The organism is Azonexus caeni, from assembly GCF_048146105.1.
Classification (GTDB): domain Bacteria; phylum Pseudomonadota; class Gammaproteobacteria; order Burkholderiales; family Rhodocyclaceae; genus Azonexus; species Azonexus aromaticus_B.
Genome location: NZ_JBKJAD010000038.1, coordinates 1 through 15700, shown reverse-complemented (window position 1 = coordinate 15700; position 15700 = coordinate 1). Strand labels below are relative to the sequence as shown.

Genomic DNA, 15700 nt, shown 5'->3' with positions numbered 1-15700 from the left:
GCCGCCGAACTTGGCGGACAGCACCGTGGTGATCGCAGCGGTCAGCGTCGTCTTGCCGTGGTCAACGTGACCAATCGTGCCAACGTTGACGTGCGGCTTGGTACGCTCGAATTTTTCCTTAGCCATTATCGGTTCTCCAATAAAGGGTTACTTCTTGTTGATGACCGCTTCAGCGACGTTCTTCGGCGCTTCGACGTAGTGCTTGAATTCCATGGTGTAGGTGGCGCGACCCTGGGACAGCGAGCGCAGCGAGGTAGCGTAGCCGAACATCTCGGACAGCGGCACTTCGGCACGAACTTCCTTGGTACCGCCCGGCAGATCATCCATACCCTGAACGATGCCGCGACGCGACGACAGGTCGCCCATGACGTTACCCATGTAGTCTTCCGGGGTCTCGACGACAACCGACATCATCGGCTCGAGCAGCGTCGGGCTGGCCTTCTTCATGCCTTCCTTGAAAGCCATCGAAGCCGCCATGCGGAACGCGTTTTCGTTCGAGTCAACGTCGTGGTAGGAACCGTCGAACAGCGTGAACTTGATATCGACGACCGGGAAGCCGGCGAGCACACCGCTACCGATGGCATCCTGCAGGCCCTTGTCGACCGCCGGGATGTATTCGCGCGGAACGACACCGCCCTTGATGGCGTCGACGAACTCGTAGCCCTTGCCAGCTTCGTTCGGCTCGATCTTGAGCCAGACATGACCGAACTGACCGCGACCACCGGACTGCTTGACGAACTTACCTTCCTGTTCGACGGCCTTCTTGATGCATTCGCGATAAGCAACCTGCGGTGCGCCAACGGCGGCTTCAACATTGAATTCGCGCTTCATGCGATCGACGATGATGTCGAGGTGCAGTTCGCCCATACCGGAGATGATGGTCTGGCCGGACTCTTCGTCGGTACGCACGCGGAAGGACGGATCTTCGGCAGCCAGACGACCCAGCGCGATACCCATCTTTTCCTGGTCAGCCTTGGTCTTCGGCTCGACGGCGACGTGAATCACCGGCTCCGGGAAGACCATGCGCTCGAGGATGATCGGTGCGTCCGGATCGCAAAGGGTTTCACCGGTGGTGACTTCCTTCAAACCGACGCAGGCGGCGATGTCGCCGGCCAGAACTTCCTTGATTTCTTCGCGGTTGTTGGCGTGCATCTGCAGGATGCGACCGATACGTTCCTTCTTGCCCTTGACCGAGTTGTAGACGGTCGCACCAGAGGTCAGAACGCCAGAGTAAACGCGGATGAAGGTCAGCTGACCGACGAACGGGTCGGTCATCAGCTTGAAGGCCAGCGCCGAGAACTTCTCGCTGTCGTCAGCCTTGCGCGACACTTCCTGTTCACGCTCGTCCACACCCTGAACCGGCGGGATATCAACCGGCGACGGCAGCAGTTCGACGACGGCGTCGAGCATGCGCTGCACGCCCTTGTTCTTGAACGCGGTACCGCACAGCATCGGCTGGATTTCGCAGGCCAGGGTGCGCATGCGCAGACCCAGCTTGATCTTTTCTTCCGACAGCTCGCCGTTTTCCAGGTACTCGTTCATCAGATCTTCGGAAGCTTCGGCAGCCGCCTCGATCATCTGTTCGCGCCAGGTCTGCGCGGTTTCGACCAGCTCGGCGGGAATGTCGCGATAGTCGAACTTCATGCCCTGGGAAGCCTCGTCCCAGTAGATCGCCTTCATCTTCAGCAGATCAACGACACCCTCGAAGGTATCTTCCGCGCCGATGGGGATGACGATCGGCACCGGGCTCGCCTTCAGGCGGGTCTTCATCTGGTCGACGACCTTGAAGAAGTTGGCACCAGAGCGGTCCATCTTGTTCACGAAGGCCAGACGCGGCACCTTGTACTTGGTCGCCTGACGCCAGACGGTTTCCGACTGCGGCTGCACGCCGCCGACCGCACAGTAAACCATGCAGGCGCCGTCGAGGACGCGCATCGAGCGCTCGACTTCGATGGTGAAGTCAACGTGTCCCGGGGTATCGATGATGTTGAAGCGGTGTTCCGGGAAGGAATTGTCCATCCCTTTCCAGAAACAGGTGGTGGCAGCCGAAGTGATGGTGATGCCACGCTCCTGCTCCTGCTCCATCCAGTCCATGGTGGCAGCACCGTCATGCACTTCACCGATCTTGTGGTTAACACCGGTGTAGTAAAGGATGCGCTCGGTCGTGGTGGTCTTGCCGGCGTCGATGTGCGCGCTGATGCCGATATTGCGGTAGCGCTCGATGGGTGTCTTACGTGCCACGTTAAAGCCCTCGGTAGATTAGAAGCGGAAGTGGGCGAAAGCCTTGTTGGCTTCGGCCATGCGATGGACTTCGTCGCGCTTCTTGACGGCGCCACCACGGTTCTCCGAGGCTTCCAGCATTTCGGCAGCGAGGCGCTGACCCATGGACTTTTCCGAACGCTTGCGCGCGAACTCGCGCAGCCAGCGCATGGCGAGCGCGGCGCGGCGAGCCGGGCGAACTTCGACCGGGACCTGATAGTTGGCACCACCGACGCGACGCGACTTCACTTCGACCATCGGCTTGATGTTCGACATGGCGGCACCGAAGACCTCCAGCGGATCCTTGCCGGACTTCTTGTTGACGATTTCGAAGGCGCCATAAACGATGCGCTCGGCGACCGACTTCTTGCCGCTCTGCATCACGGCGTTGATGAACTTGGAAACTTCGACGCTACCGAACTTGGGGTCCGGCAGGATGTCACGCTTGGGTACTTCACGACGACGGGGCATATCAACCTCTCTTGATCACTATTCAGTTGAAAAGCCGGGAAGGGGTTTTCACCCCCCCGGCCCTCTCGGCCGCCCAGCGGAGCGGCCACTTACTCAAACTGCCGGATGACTCAGGCAGCCTTCGGACGCTTGGCACCGTACTTGGAACGGGCCTGCTTACGATCCTTGACCCCTTGAGTATCCAGGGAGCCACGCACGGTGTGGTAACGCACACCGGGCAAGTCCTTGACACGACCACCACGGATCAGGACCACAGAGTGCTCCTGCAGGTTGTGGCCTTCACCGCCGATATACGAAATGACTTCGAAGCCATTCGTCAGACGAACCTTGCACACCTTACGCAGTGCGGAGTTCGGCTTCTTCGGGGTGGTGGTATAGACGCGGGTGCAAACACCGCGCTTTTGCGGGCACTTTTCCAGTGCGGGAACCTTGCTCTTGGCCTTTTCGGCGACGCGCGGCTTGCGCACGAGCTGGTTGATGGTCGGCATATCAAACTTCCTTCAACAGCCAGGCCCCGACTGGGGCACGACGGCAATTTTGTTATCCATAGCAGAGACAATGATTAGCCTCTGCCGACAAAGACCATAGATTCTATGGTTGATCAACCCCCGTGTCAACGCGACACGAGGGTTGCCTTACTGCATCAGAGCCCCTGATCGGCGTCCTGTGTTGCATTTTCGACAGCAGGTTCCTCGAACGGACGGTCCATCGCGATGTCTTCGCCGGCCGCCTGTGCTTTGCGGCTGCGGTGGTAGGCAAGACCGGTACCAGCCGGGATGAGACGACCGACGATGACGTTTTCCTTGAGACCACGCAGTTCGTCGCGCTTGCCCATGATCGCGGCTTCGGTAAGAACGCGGGTGGTTTCCTGGAAGGACGCCGCCGAAATGAACGAATCGGTCGACAGCGAGGCCTTGGTGATACCCAGCAACATGTGTTCGTAGGTTGCGGGTATCTTCCCCTCGGCGTTGGCACGATCATTCTCGGCGAAAAGTTCGGCCCGCTCGACCTGCTCGGACTTGATGAACTTGGTGTCGCCCGGTTCGACGATGGTGACGCGGCGCAGCATCTGACGGACGATCACTTCAATGTGCTTGTCGTTGATCTTCACGCCCTGCAGACGGTACACGTCCTGGACTTCGTCGGTGATGTAACGGGCCAGCGCTTCGACCCCCTGCAGACGCAGGATGTCGTGCGGATCCGGTTCGCCTTCGACGATCTTCTCGCCCTTGTTGACCACCTGGCCGTCGTGCACCAGCACATGCTTGTCCTTGGAGATCAGGAACTCGTGCTGTTCGCCCTCGAGATCGGTGATGACCAGGCGTTGCTTGCCCTTGGTGTCCTTGCCGAAGCTGATCGTGCCGGTAACTTCCGCCAGCACCGAAGCATCCTTCGGGGTGCGGGCTTCGAACAGTTCGGCGACGCGCGGCAGACCGCCGGTGATGTCGCGGGTCTTCGCCGATTCCTGAGGCATGCGGGCGAGAACATCGCCAACGCCGACCTGCTGGCCATCGACCACCGAGATGATCGAGCCGACCTGGAAGGCGATCGAGACCGGATGCTCGCTGCCGTGCACCTTGACTTCCTGGCCGGCAGCGTCGAGCAGCTTGACGACCGGGCGCAAGCCCTTGGCCGAGGCTTTGCCGCCGCGCTTGTTGTCGATCACGACCAGGGTCGAAAGACCGGTCACATCATCGATTTGCTTGGCGACGGTGACCCCCTCTTCGACGTTCTCGAAGCGGACGGTACCGGCGTATTCGGTAATGATCGGGCGGGTATGCGGATCCCAGGTCGCCAGCTTGGTGCCGGCCTTGACCGCCTTGCCTTCATCGACCGTCAGCATGGCGCCGTACGGCACCTTGTGGCGCTCGCGCTCGCGGCCATGGTCGTCGGTGATCAGCACTTCGCCGGAACGGGAAATGACGACCTTCTCGTCCTTGGCGCTGGTCACGTAACGCATGTTCGAGGTGAAGCGGACGGTACCGGCAGACTTGGCTTCGACCTGCGAAGCGACGGCAGCCCGGGAGGCTGCACCACCGACGTGGAAGGTCCGCATGGTGAGCTGGGTACCCGGTTCGCCGATCGACTGGGCGGCGATGACGCCGACCGATTCACCGGCGTTGACCATGGTGCCGCGACCGAGGTCACGACCGTAGCACTTGGCGCACAGGCCGTAGCGGGTGTCGCAGGTGAGCGGGGTACGAACCTTGACTTCGTCGATGCCGAGCTTGTCGATCAGGTCGACCAGATCTTCGTCGAGCATGGTGCCGGCGAAGATGACGGTTTCCTGGGTTTCCGGATCAATCAGGTCATCGACCGTGACGCGACCGAGGATACGCTCGCGCAGCGGCTCGATCACTTCACCGCCTTCGACCAGCGCCTTGACGGCGAAGCCGTTCTTGGTGCCGCAATCGTCTTCGGTGATCACCAGATCCTGCGTCACGTCGACCAGACGGCGCGTCAGGTAACCGGAGTTAGCGGTCTTCAGCGCGGTGTCGGCCAGACCCTTACGGGCACCGTGGGTCGAGATGAAGTACTGGAGAACGTTCAGACCTTCGCGGAAGTTGGTCGTGATCGGCGTCTCGATAATCGAGCCGTCCGGCTTCGCCATCAGGCCGCGCATACCGGCCAGCTGACGAATCTGGGCAGCCGAGCCGCGAGCGCCGGAGTCGGCCATCATGTAGATCGAGTTGAACGAATCCTGCTTGACCTTCTTGCCGTGGCGGTCGATGACTTCCTCGTGACCGAGCTCGTCCATCATCACCTTGGCAACCTGATCACCGGTACGGCCCCAGATATCGACGACCTTGTTGTAACGCTCGCCCTGGGTGACCAGACCGTTGGTGTACTGGGTTTCGATTTCCTTGACCTCGGCTTCGGCCGCGGCAATGATCTCGTACTTCTTGGCCGGGACGCGCATGTCGTCGGAGCAGAAGGAGATACCGCCGCGGGTCGCCAGCTTGTAGCCGTTCTGCATCAGCTGATCGGCGAAGATGACGGTTTCCTTGAGGCCGCAGCGACGGAAGGATTCGTCGATCAGCTTGGAGATTTCCTTCTTCTTCAGCGCCTTGTCGATCGCCTTGAACGGCAGGCCCTTGGGCAGGATGCGCGAGAGCAGCGCTCGCCCGGCGGTGGTTTCGACGCGAACCAGCTTCTCGGTCCATTCGCCATCGACGGCGGCCGGCTCGTACTGCTTCAGACGCACCGAAATGCGGGCGTGGATGTCGAGTTCGCCAGCCGCCATGGCGCGATCGATCTCGGCGATGTCGGCGAAGTACATGCCCTCGCCCTTTGCATTGATCTTTTCGCGGGTAGCGTAGTACAGACCGAGAACGATATCCTGCGAGGGCACGATGATCGGCTGACCGTTGGCCGGCGACAGCACGTTATTCGAAGCCAGCATCAGGGTCCGGGCTTCCATCTGCGCTTCCAGCGACAGCGGAACGTGGACGGCCATCTGGTCACCGTCGAAGTCGGCGTTGAAGGCGGCGCAGACCAGCGGGTGCAACTGGATCGCCTTGCCTTCGATCAGGGTCGGCTCGAAGGCCTGGATACCGAGACGGTGCAGCGTCGGCGCGCGGTTGAGCATGACCGGATGTTCGCGAATGACGTCTTCGAGCATGTCCCAGACAATCGGTTCCTGGCTCTCGACCATCTTCTTGGCTTGTTTGATCGTCGTCGCATAGCCGCCGACTTCCAGCTTGTGGAAGATGAAAGGCTTGAACAGTTCGAGCGCCATCAGCTTGGGCAGGCCGCACTGATGCAGCTTGAGCTGCGGACCGACGACGATGACCGAACGGCCGGAATAGTCGACGCGCTTGCCGAGCAGGTTCTGCCGGAAGCGGCCGCCCTTGCCCTTGATCATGTCGGCCAGCGACTTCAGCGGACGCTTGTTGGCGCCGGTCATCGCCTTGCCGCGACGGCCGTTGTCGAGCAGGCTGTCGACCGCTTCCTGCAACATGCGCTTTTCGTTGCGCACGATGATGTCCGGCGCCTTCAGTTCGAGCAGGCGCTTCAGGCGGTTGTTGCGGTTGATGACGCGACGGTAGAGGTCGTTCAGATCGGAGGTCGCGAAACGACCGCCGTCCAGCGGCACCAGCGGGCGCAAATCCGGCGGCAGCACCGGCAGCACTTCGAGGATCATCCAGTCCGGCTTGATGCCCGACTTCTGGAAACCTTCGAGAATCTTCAGGCGCTTCGCGAGCTTCTTGTTCTTGGCTTCCGAGCCGGTGACGTCGAGTTCAGCGCGCAGGTTTTCGACTTCGATGTTGAGGTCGAGGTTACGCAGCATCTCGCGAATGCCTTCGGCACCCATCAGCGCCTGGAATTCGTCGCCATGCTCTTCCATCATCTCCAGATACTGGTCTTCGGTCAGCAACTGACCGCGCTGCAGGTTGGAGACCATGCCCGGGTCGGTGACGACATAGGCTTCGAAATAGAGGACGCGCTCGATGTCGCGCAGGGTCATGTCGAGGACCATGCCCAGACGCGACGGCAGCGACTTGAGGAACCAGATGTGGGCGACCGGCGAGGCCAGTTCGATGTGACCCATGCGGTCGCGACGAACCTTGGCCAGCGTGACTTCGACGCCGCACTTCTCGCAGATCACGCCGCGATGCTTGAGGCGCTTGTACTTGCCGCACAGGCACTCGTAATCCTTGATCGGGCCAAAGATCTTGGCGCAGAACAGGCCGTCGCGTTCCGGCTTGAAGGTCCGGTAGTTGATGGTTTCCGGCTTCTTGACTTCACCGTAGGACCAGGAACGGATCTTCTCAGGCGAAGCGAGGCCAATGGTAATCGCGTCGAATTCTTCTTCGGCGGTTACCTGCTTGAACAGGTCGAGCAATGCTTTCATCGTTTAACTCCTGAGCCCTAATCAGTAACGTTCCAGATCGATGTCGATCGCCAGCGAACGGATTTCCTTGACCAGCACGTTGAACGATTCCGGCATGCCGGCGTCGATCTTGTGCTCGCCCTTGACGATGTTTTCGTACACCTTGGTACGGCCGTTGACGTCGTCGGACTTGACGGTCAGCATTTCCTGCAGCACGTAGGAAGCGCCATAGGCTTCCAGTGCCCACACTTCCATTTCACCGAAGCGCTGACCACCGAACTGCGCCTTACCGCCCAGCGGCTGCTGGGTGACCAGCGAGTACGGGCCGGTCGAACGGGCGTGCATCTTGTCGTCAACCAAGTGGTGCAGCTTCAGGTAGTGCATGTAGCCGACCGTTACCTGGCGCTCGAAGGCGTCACCGGTGCGACCGTCGAACAGGGTCATCTGGCCCGACGACGGCATGCCGGCCAGCGCCAGCATGGCCTTGATTTCCTCTTCCTTGGCACCGTCGAAGACCGGCGTCGCGAACGGCACGCCTTCCTTGAGGTTGCCAGCCATTTCGAGGATTTCGGCGTCGGTCAGCGAATCCAGATCTTCCGGCTTACCCTTGCTGTTATAAACCTCCTCGAGGAAGCCACGCACTTCCTGAGCCGTCGCCTGACGACGCAACATGTCGCCGATCTTGTGGCCGAGGCCCTTGGCGGCGAGACCGAGGTGAACTTCGAGAATCTGCCCGACGTTCATCCGCGACGGCACGCCGAGCGGGTTCAGCACGATGTCGACCGGACGGCCATCAGCCATGTAGGGCATGTCTTCCACCGGCAGGATGCGCGAAACGACACCCTTGTTACCGTGACGACCGGCCATCTTGTCGCCAGGCTGCAGGCGACGTTTGACGGCGACATAGACCTTGACCATCTTCTGCACGCCCGGCGGCAGTTCGTCGCCCTGCGTCAGCTTCTTGCGCTTGGCTTCGAAAGCAACGTCAAAGTCCTTGCGGGCCTGCTCCAGACCTTCCTTGACCTGTTCGAGCTGCAGCGCGATTTCGTCGTCGGCCAGGCGGATGTCGAACCAGTGGTGCGGATCCATGCCGTCCAGATAGGCCTGGTCAATGACCGTGCCCTTGGCCAGCTTCTTCGGACCACCGTTGGCCTTCTTGCCGAGGATCAGACGACCGATCCGCTCGAAGGCGTCGCGTTCGACGATACGCATCTGGTCGGCGAGGTCGAGCTTGTAGTGACGCAGGTGCTCGTCGATGATCGACTGGGCGCGCTTGTCGCGCTCGATGCCTTCGCGGGTGAACACCTGGACGTCGATGACGGTACCGGCGATGCCGGCCGGCACGCGCAGCGAGGTGTCCTTCACGTCGGAAGCCTTCTCGCCGAAGATCGCGCGCAGCAGCTTCTCTTCGGGCGTCAGCTGGGTTTCGCCCTTGGGCGTGACCTTGCCGACCAGTACATCGCCGGCTTGGACTTCGGCGCCGATGTAAACGATACCGGCGTCGTCCAGACGGGAAAGCTGGACTTCGCCGAGCGAAGCGATGTCGCGGGTGATTTCCTCGGGACCAAGCTTGGTATCGCGGGCAACGACCGTCAGTTCCTCGATGTGAATCGAAGTGTAGCGGTCTTCGGCGACGACGCGCTCGGAGATCAGGATCGAGTCTTCGAAGTTGTAGCCGTTCCACGGCATGAAGGCGATCAGCATGTTCTGACCGAGGGCGAGCTCGCCCTTGTCGGTGGAGGCACCGTCGGCGACCACATCGCCCTTGGCGATGACGTCACCGATCTTGACCATCGGCCGCTGATTGATGTTCGTGTTCTGGTTGGAACGGGTGTATTTCGTCAGGTTGTAGATATCGACGCCAACTTCACCGGCGATCGTTTCATCGTCGTTGACGCGCACCACAACACGGCCGGCATCGACGTAATCAACGACACCGCCACGCAGGGCAACCACGGCGGTACCCGAGTCGACGGCGACGGTCCGCTCGATGCCGGTACCGACCAGCGGCTTTTCCGGACGCAGGCAGGGAACGGCCTGGCGTTGCATGTTGGCGCCCATAAGCGCGCGGTTCGCGTCATCGTGCTCGAGGAACGGAATCAACGAGGCGGCGACGGACACGATCTGCCCCGGGGCGACGTCCATGTACTGGACGCGTGACGGCTCGGCGAGAATGGTTTCGCCCTTCTCGCGGCAGGTCACCAGATCGTCGGCCAGACGGCCTTCGCCGTCGAGCTTGGCGTTGGCCTGGGCGACGACATAGTTGCCTTCTTCGATCGCCGACAGGTAATCGATTTCATTCGTCACCTTGCTGTCGACCACGCGACGGTAGGCGGTTTCAATGAAACCGTAGCTGTTCACGCGGGCGAACAGCGCCAGCGAGTTGATCAGACCGATGTTCGGACCTTCCGGCGTTTCGATCGGGCAGACACGGCCGTAGTGGGTCGGATGCACGTCGCGCACTTCGAAGCCGGCGCGCTCGCGGGTCAGACCGCCCGGGCCAAGGGCCGAGACGCGGCGCTTGTGGGTGATTTCCGACAGCGGGTTGGTCTGGTCCATGAACTGCGACAACTGGCTGGAGCCGAAGAATTCCTTGATCGCGGCGCTGATCGGCTTGGCGTTGATCAGGTCGTGCGGCATCAGGTTGTCGGACTCGGCCTGGCTCAGGCGCTCCTTGACGGCGCGTTCGACGCGCACCAGACCGGCGCGGAACTGGTTTTCTGCCAGTTCGCCGACCGAGCGAACGCGACGGTTACCGAGGTGATCGATATCGTCGATGTCGCCGCGACCGTTACGCAGATCGACCAGAACCTTGATCACGTCAACGATGTCGCGCGGCGACAGGGTCAGTTGTTCGCGCACTTCGACGTTGGCGCCGAGCGGCTTGATACGGGAGGCCAGTTCGCTGGCCACTTCCTTGGCCAGGTTCTCGCTCAGCGCGCGCGGCCCGAAAGGCAAACCGGCGACCAGTTCCTGGATCGCCTCCAGGGCAAAACCGGAAGCTTCGGCCAGGTTCTTCAGCGCGGCCTCGGCGCGCGACGCCAGACTGCGCACCATGACCTTGTATTCGATGACGTCTTCGCGACTCAGGCGGCGGTTGAACTTCATCCGGCCGACGCCCGAGAGATCGTAGCGCTCGTCCGAATAGAAAAGGCCGTTGAACAGGATTTCCACCGCTTCTTCCGTCGGCGGTTCGCCCGGACGCATCATCCGGTAGATGGCGATCCGCGCCGCCTGGCGGGAGGCGGTCTCGTCACCGCGCAGGGTGTTGGAAATGAAGGAGCCACGATCGAGATCGTTGGTGTAGAGCGTTTCGACGCTGGAAATACCGGCATCGCGCAACTTGGCCAACAGGGTCTCGGTGATTTCGTCGTTGGCGTTGGCGACGATCTCGCCGCTGCTGGTATCGACGATGTCGCGGGCAAGCACGCGGCCGAGCAGGAATTCTTCCGGAACGACGATCTGCTTGATGCCGGCGGTGGCGATGTCGCGGATATGCTTGGCGGTGATACGCTTGTCTTTGGCGACAATGACCTTGCCATCCGGGCCGACGAAGTCGAAGCGCGCCACTTCGCCACGCAGACGCTCGGGCATCAGGGTGAATTCGATCTTCTCGCCGGAAAGCTTGAACAGGTCGAAATCGAAGAATTCGGCGAGGATTTCTTCCGACGACATGCCCAGCGCCTTGAGCAGCGTGGTCACCGGCATCTTGCGACGGCGGTCGACACGGAAGAACAACGAATCCTTGGGATCGAACTCGAAGTCGAGCCAGGAACCGCGGTAGGGAATGACGCGCGCGGAGAACAGCAACTTGCCGGAACTGTGCGTCTTGCCGCGATCGTGCTCGAAAAACACGCCCGGCGAACGGTGCAACTGCGAAACGATGACGCGTTCCGTGCCGTTGATGACGAAGGAACCGTTGGTCGTCATCAACGGGATTTCGCCCATGTAGACTTCCTGCTCCTTGACTTCCTTGACCGTATCCGGGGTTTCCCGATCCATCAGGACCAGGCGCACACGGGCGCGCAACGAGGCGGCAAAGGTCAGGCCGCGCTGCTGACATTCGACGACGTCGAAAGCCGGCTCGCCGAGGGCATAGCTGACAAACTCCAGCCGAGCGTTTCCGGAATGGGAGACAATCGGGAAAATCGAAGTAAACGCTGCCTGCAGGCCTTCGTTCTTGCGCAGCTCAGCTGGCACCTCGGCCTGCAGGAAGTCGGTGAACGACTGCAACTGCGTGGCGAGCAGGAAGGGAACCTCAAGGACGCTCGCACGCTTGGCGAAGCTCTTGCGGATGCGTTTCTTCTCGGTGAAGGAGTAAGTCATGGTAACTCCGTGAAGGTTGAATCAGATGTCGGACCTGTGGAAACAGGCAAACGCAAAGCGGATCCCCCGGTCCTCGGGGAACGGGAGATCACGATTTGCGTTTGCCGGCTGGCAGGTAATCAAGCGTAGGTCTTTAGATAAGAACCGTTTAAGAAGCACAAAAGGGCTGGTGGCAAAACACCACCAGCCCACAAGGCTGCAATCGATTACTTGATTTCGACCTTGGCGCCAGCGTCTTCCAGTTGCTTCTTGAGCGCTTCGGCGTCGGCCTTGGCGATGCCTTCCTTGACCGGCTTCGGTGCGCCATCAACGAGGTCCTTGGCTTCCTTGAGGCCGAGGCCGGTAACCGCGCGGACGACCTTGATGACTTCAACCTTCTTGTCACCAGCGGCGTTCAGGATGACGGTGAATTCGGTCTGCTCTTCGACAGCAGCAGCGGCACCGGCAGCCGGGCCGGCAACGGCGACGGCGGCGGCGGAAACGCCGAACTTCTCTTCGAATGCCTTGACCAGGTCATTCAGTTCCATAACGGTCAGGGAGCCGACGGCTTCCAGGATGTCTTCTTTGCTAATTGCCATTTCAATAAACTCCTAATTCAGTTCGTATGCGGTAAGTATCAAGCAGCGCTTGCTTCTTCTTCGCGCTTCTTCGCCAGTGCATCCACGGCGCGGACGAAACCGGCAACCGGGGCTTGCATGACGTACAGCAGCTTGGAGAGCAGCTCTTCGCGGCTCGGGACGGAGGCGAGTGCCTGCACGCCGGCCTTGTCGAGCACCTTGCCGGCATAGGAACCGGCCTTGAGCACCAACTTGTCGTTAGTCTTGGCGAAGTCGTTGAGGACCTTCGCAGCGGCCACCGGGTCGGCGGAGACGCTGTAGATCAGCGGCCCGACCATGTGCTCGGCCAGACCGGCAAACTGCGTGCCTTCCACGGCGCGACGCACCAGGGTGTTCTTCAACACGCGCAGGTAAACACCGGACTCGCGAGCCTTGCGACGCAGCACGGTGAGGTCACCGACCTCGATGCCACGATATTCGGCGATCGCGATAGTCTCGGCATTGGCTACTTGTGCCGACACCTCAGCCACGACGGCTTTTTTGTCATTCAGATTGAGACCCACAGGTCTTTCCTCCTTTCAAGTCATAACACGGTGGAGAAATTCCACCGCACCTACGGCGACCTGAACCAGAAGCCCACCGATCGCGGACGATCGGTAAAAATCCGTTTCGGGAACACCGTCTGCGCAGGATGCTTTCGCGATTAAGCCCCGAAAGGGGCACCTGCGGTCTTTGACGATTCGCAGCCAGCGATCGAAACCGCCGGCTACGACCCAAAGTACTGCTTAGCCGACCAGGGTAGCCTGGTCGACGCGAACGCCGGGGCCCATGGTGGCGGAAACCGCGATCTTCTTCAGGTACTGGCCCTTGGCAGTGGCCGGCTTGGCCTTGTTCAGGGCTTCGATCAGCGCCTTCAGGTTGGTTTCCAGGTTTTCCACGGAGAACGAGGCGCGACCGATCGTGGCGTGCACGATACCGGCCTTGTCGGTGCGGTACTGGACCTGACCGGCCTTGGCGTTCTTGACGGCGGTAGCGACATCCATGGTCACCGTGCCCACCTTCGGGTTCGGCATCAGGCCGCGCGGGCCGAGAATCTGGCCGAGCTGGCCGACGATGCGCATGGCGTCCGGGGTGGCGATGACGATGTCGAAATTCAGGTTGCCGCCCTTCACTTCGGCGGCCAGATCGTCGAAACCGACGATATCGGCGCCAGCAGCCTTGGCGGCTTCGGCCTTGTCGCCCTGAGCGAAGACGGCAACGCGAACGGTCTTGCCGGTACCAGCCGGCAGAACGACGGAGCCGCGAACGACCTGGTCGGACTTGCGTGCATCAACACCGAGGTTGACGGCGACGTCGATCGACTCGTCAAACTTGGCAGTGGCGGTTTCCTTGGCGAGACCCAGGGCTTCCTGCAGCGGATAGAGCTTCTGCGGAACGACCTTGCTGGCAAGGGCTTTCTGTTTCTTCGTGAGCTTGGCCATGATTACAGACCCTCCACGGTAATGCCCATCGAACGGGCGGAGCCGGCGATGGTGCGGACGGCGGCATCCATATCGGCAGCCGTCAGGTCAGGCATCTTGGTCTTGGCGATTTCCTCGCACTGGGCGCGGGTGATCTTGCCGACCTTGTCGGTGTGCGGCTTGGCCGAGCCGGACTTGATGCCGGCAGCCTTCTTGATCAGGATGGTCGCCGGCGGGGTCTTCATCACGAAGGTGAAGGACTTGTCCGCATAGGCGGTGATGACAACCGGAATCGGCAGGCCCGGCTCGACGCCTTGCGTCTGAGCATTGAAAGCCTTGCAGAATTCCATGATGTTCAGACCGCGCTGACCCAGCGCGGGACCGATCGGGGGCGACGGATTCGCCTTGCCGGCCGGGACTTGCAACTTGATGAAGCCAACAATTTTCTTGGCCATGATTGCTCCTAGAAGTTGAGTGGTAGCGCGCTTTCATCACCGAGGCGATTAGTGACGCTCCTCTTGCCGGCGTTGAGGCCTCCGGTACGCCTTGAAACTTGAATCAGGACTTTTCGACCTGACCGAACTCGAGCTCAACCGGCGTCGCCCGACCGAAAATGGTCACCGAAACGCGCAGACGGTTCTTTTCGTAATTGACATCCTCGACCGAACCGTGAAAATCGGTGAACGGACCTTCCTTGACCCGCACCACTTCACCAACTTCGAACAGCACCTTGGGACGGGGCTTCTCGACCCCTTCCTGCATCTGCTGCATGATCTTGTCGACTTCCTTCTGGGAAATCGGCGCCGGGCGATTCGCCGTGCCACCAACGAAACCGGTGACCTTGGGCGTGTTCTTCACCAAGTGCCAAGACTCGTCGTCCATTTCCATTTCGACCAGCACATAGCCCGGGAAGAACTTGCGCTCGGAAATGGACTTCTGGCCGCCCTTCATTTCGACGACCTCTTCCACCGGCACCAGAATCTGACCGAACTTCTCCTGCATACCGAGACGATTGATGCGCTCCTGAATGGCGCGCATCACGCTTTTCTCGAAACCGGAGTAGGCATGTACGACGTACCAACGTTTGCTCATGATTTCTTCCAGCCGAGAACCAGGTCATACAGCACCCATTCCAGGCTCTTGTCGGTGAGATAGAGGAAGAGCGCCATGACGACAACGAAGGCAAATACCATCGCCGTGGTCTGCATCGTTTCCTTGCGCGTGGGCCAGACAACCTTGCGCGCCTCAACCACGGATTCGTTGGCAAAGGCAAAGAAGCGCTGCCCCTGAGCAGTCTTCCAGGCGACCGCTGCCGCCACTGCCACACCGGCAAGAACCGCCAGGACGCGCAAAATCATTGCCTGCTCGGAAAGCAGGTAGAAGCCAGCCACGCCGGCCGCCAGTAACACCAGCGCCAGCGAGAACTTGATCTTGTCAGCCATGACGTTCGCGATCTTTAAAGAGAGTGGCAGGGGCGGAGGGAATCGAACCCCCGACCTACGGTTTTGGAAACCGTTGCTCTACCAATTGAGCTACACCCCTGCTGCAGAAACATCAAAGCGCCTCGGTCTCCCGAAGCGCCTTGTTCATAAGAACAATCGATTACTCGATGATCTTGGAGACGACACCGGCGCCGACGGTACGACCGCCTTCGCGGATCGCGAAACGCAGACCTTCTTCCATGGCGATCGGGGCGATCAGCTTGACCGTCATCGCCACGTTGTCGCCCGGCATGACCATTTCCGTGCCTTCCGGCAGCGAGATCGCGCCGGTCACGTCGGTCGTGCGGAAGT

Annotated in this window: 13 protein-coding genes and 1 tRNA gene; all 14 read right to left on the bottom strand. The window is 60.6% G+C overall.

Annotation, left to right across the window (positions count from 1 at the left end; translation table 11 throughout):
• Positions 1 to 126 (bottom strand): GTP-binding protein (locus ACLIIZ_RS20615; protein WP_416691491.1); only part of this gene is annotated, 126 nt, incomplete at its 3' end.
• A gap of 21 nt (positions 127 to 147) precedes the next feature.
• The gene (gene fusA, locus ACLIIZ_RS20610; RefSeq protein ID WP_416695499.1) at positions 148 to 2241 is read right to left on the bottom strand and encodes an elongation factor G; all 2094 of its coding nucleotides are present in this window, start codon (positions 2239 to 2241) and stop codon (positions 148 to 150) included.
• Positions 2242 to 2259: 18 nt separating this feature from the next.
• Complete coding sequence (gene rpsG / locus ACLIIZ_RS20605) at positions 2260 to 2730, bottom strand: 30S ribosomal protein S7 (protein ID WP_374326166.1); 471 nt, start codon at positions 2728 to 2730, stop codon at positions 2260 to 2262.
• Positions 2731 to 2840: 110 nt separating this feature from the next.
• Complete coding sequence (gene rpsL, locus ACLIIZ_RS20600; protein ID WP_027456682.1) at positions 2841 to 3218, bottom strand: 30S ribosomal protein S12; 378 nt, start codon at positions 3216 to 3218, stop codon at positions 2841 to 2843.
• Between the two features lie 155 nt (positions 3219 to 3373).
• On the bottom strand, positions 3374 to 7585 hold the full coding sequence (gene rpoC / locus ACLIIZ_RS20595; RefSeq protein ID WP_416695496.1) for a DNA-directed RNA polymerase subunit beta': 4212 nt from the start codon (positions 7583 to 7585) through the stop codon (positions 3374 to 3376).
• A gap of 21 nt (positions 7586 to 7606) precedes the next feature.
• A complete protein-coding gene (rpoB, locus tag ACLIIZ_RS20590; RefSeq protein ID WP_416695494.1) occupies positions 7607 to 11890 on the bottom strand; it encodes a DNA-directed RNA polymerase subunit beta in 4284 nt (1427 codons plus the stop codon).
• 206 nt (positions 11891 to 12096) lie between these two features.
• Positions 12097 to 12468 carry a 50S ribosomal protein L7/L12 gene (gene rplL / locus ACLIIZ_RS20585; protein WP_416695492.1) on the bottom strand — a complete coding sequence of 124 codons (372 nt, stop codon included), beginning with the start codon at positions 12466 to 12468 and terminating at the stop codon, positions 12097 to 12099.
• 38 nt (positions 12469 to 12506) lie between these two features.
• The gene (gene rplJ, locus ACLIIZ_RS20580; protein WP_416695490.1) at positions 12507 to 13010 is read right to left on the bottom strand and encodes a 50S ribosomal protein L10; all 504 of its coding nucleotides are present in this window, start codon (positions 13008 to 13010) and stop codon (positions 12507 to 12509) included.
• A 222-nt stretch (positions 13011 to 13232) separates the two neighbouring features.
• Positions 13233 to 13928 (bottom strand): 50S ribosomal protein L1, encoded by a 696-nt coding sequence (gene rplA / locus ACLIIZ_RS20575; protein WP_416695488.1) that lies wholly within the window; start codon positions 13926 to 13928, stop codon positions 13233 to 13235.
• 2 nt (positions 13929 to 13930) lie between these two features.
• Positions 13931 to 14362, bottom strand: a complete 432-nt coding sequence (rplK, locus tag ACLIIZ_RS20570) for a 50S ribosomal protein L11 (protein ID WP_416695486.1) — start codon at positions 14360 to 14362, stop codon at positions 13931 to 13933.
• A gap of 103 nt (positions 14363 to 14465) precedes the next feature.
• Positions 14466 to 14999 carry a transcription termination/antitermination protein NusG gene (gene nusG / locus ACLIIZ_RS20565; protein ID WP_374326160.1) on the bottom strand — a complete coding sequence of 178 codons (534 nt, stop codon included), beginning with the start codon at positions 14997 to 14999 and terminating at the stop codon, positions 14466 to 14468.
• On the bottom strand, positions 14996 to 15349 hold the full coding sequence (gene secE / locus ACLIIZ_RS20560; RefSeq protein ID WP_416695484.1) for a preprotein translocase subunit SecE: 354 nt from the start codon (positions 15347 to 15349) through the stop codon (positions 14996 to 14998). Before secE ends, nusG begins: the two co-directional genes overlap by 4 nt.
• 24 nt (positions 15350 to 15373) lie before the next feature.
• Positions 15374 to 15449, bottom strand: a tRNA-Trp gene (locus ACLIIZ_RS20555).
• A gap of 60 nt (positions 15450 to 15509) precedes the next feature.
• Positions 15510 to 15700, bottom strand: a 191-nt coding sequence (locus ACLIIZ_RS20550; protein ID WP_465221453.1) for an EF-Tu C-terminal domain-related protein, incomplete at its 5' end; no start/stop codon positions are given.

Excerpts from the sequence above, each read along its gene's own strand:
- rpoB (WP_416695494.1), bottom strand. The coding sequence starts at position 11,890 with ATGACTTACTCCTTCACCGAGAAGAAACGCATCCGCAAGAGCTTCGCC.
- rplL (WP_416695492.1), bottom strand. The coding sequence starts at position 12,468 with ATGGCAATTAGCAAAGAAGACATCCTGGAAGCCGTCGGCTCCCTGACC.
- rpoC (WP_416695496.1), bottom strand. The coding sequence starts at position 7,585 with ATGAAAGCATTGCTCGACCTGTTCAAGCAGGTAACCGCCGAAGAAGAA.
- rplK (WP_416695486.1), bottom strand. The coding sequence starts at position 14,362 with ATGGCCAAGAAAATTGTTGGCTTCATCAAGTTGCAAGTCCCGGCCGGC.
- rpsG (WP_374326166.1), bottom strand. The coding sequence starts at position 2,730 with ATGCCCCGTCGTCGTGAAGTACCCAAGCGTGACATCCTGCCGGACCCC.
- secE (WP_416695484.1), bottom strand. The coding sequence starts at position 15,349 with ATGGCTGACAAGATCAAGTTCTCGCTGGCGCTGGTGTTACTGGCGGCC.
- rplA (WP_416695488.1), bottom strand. The coding sequence starts at position 13,928 with ATGGCCAAGCTCACGAAGAAACAGAAAGCCCTTGCCAGCAAGGTCGTT.
- rpsL (WP_027456682.1), bottom strand. The coding sequence starts at position 3,218 with ATGCCGACCATCAACCAGCTCGTGCGCAAGCCGCGCGTCGCCGAAAAG.
- nusG (WP_374326160.1), bottom strand. The coding sequence starts at position 14,999 with ATGAGCAAACGTTGGTACGTCGTACATGCCTACTCCGGTTTCGAGAAA.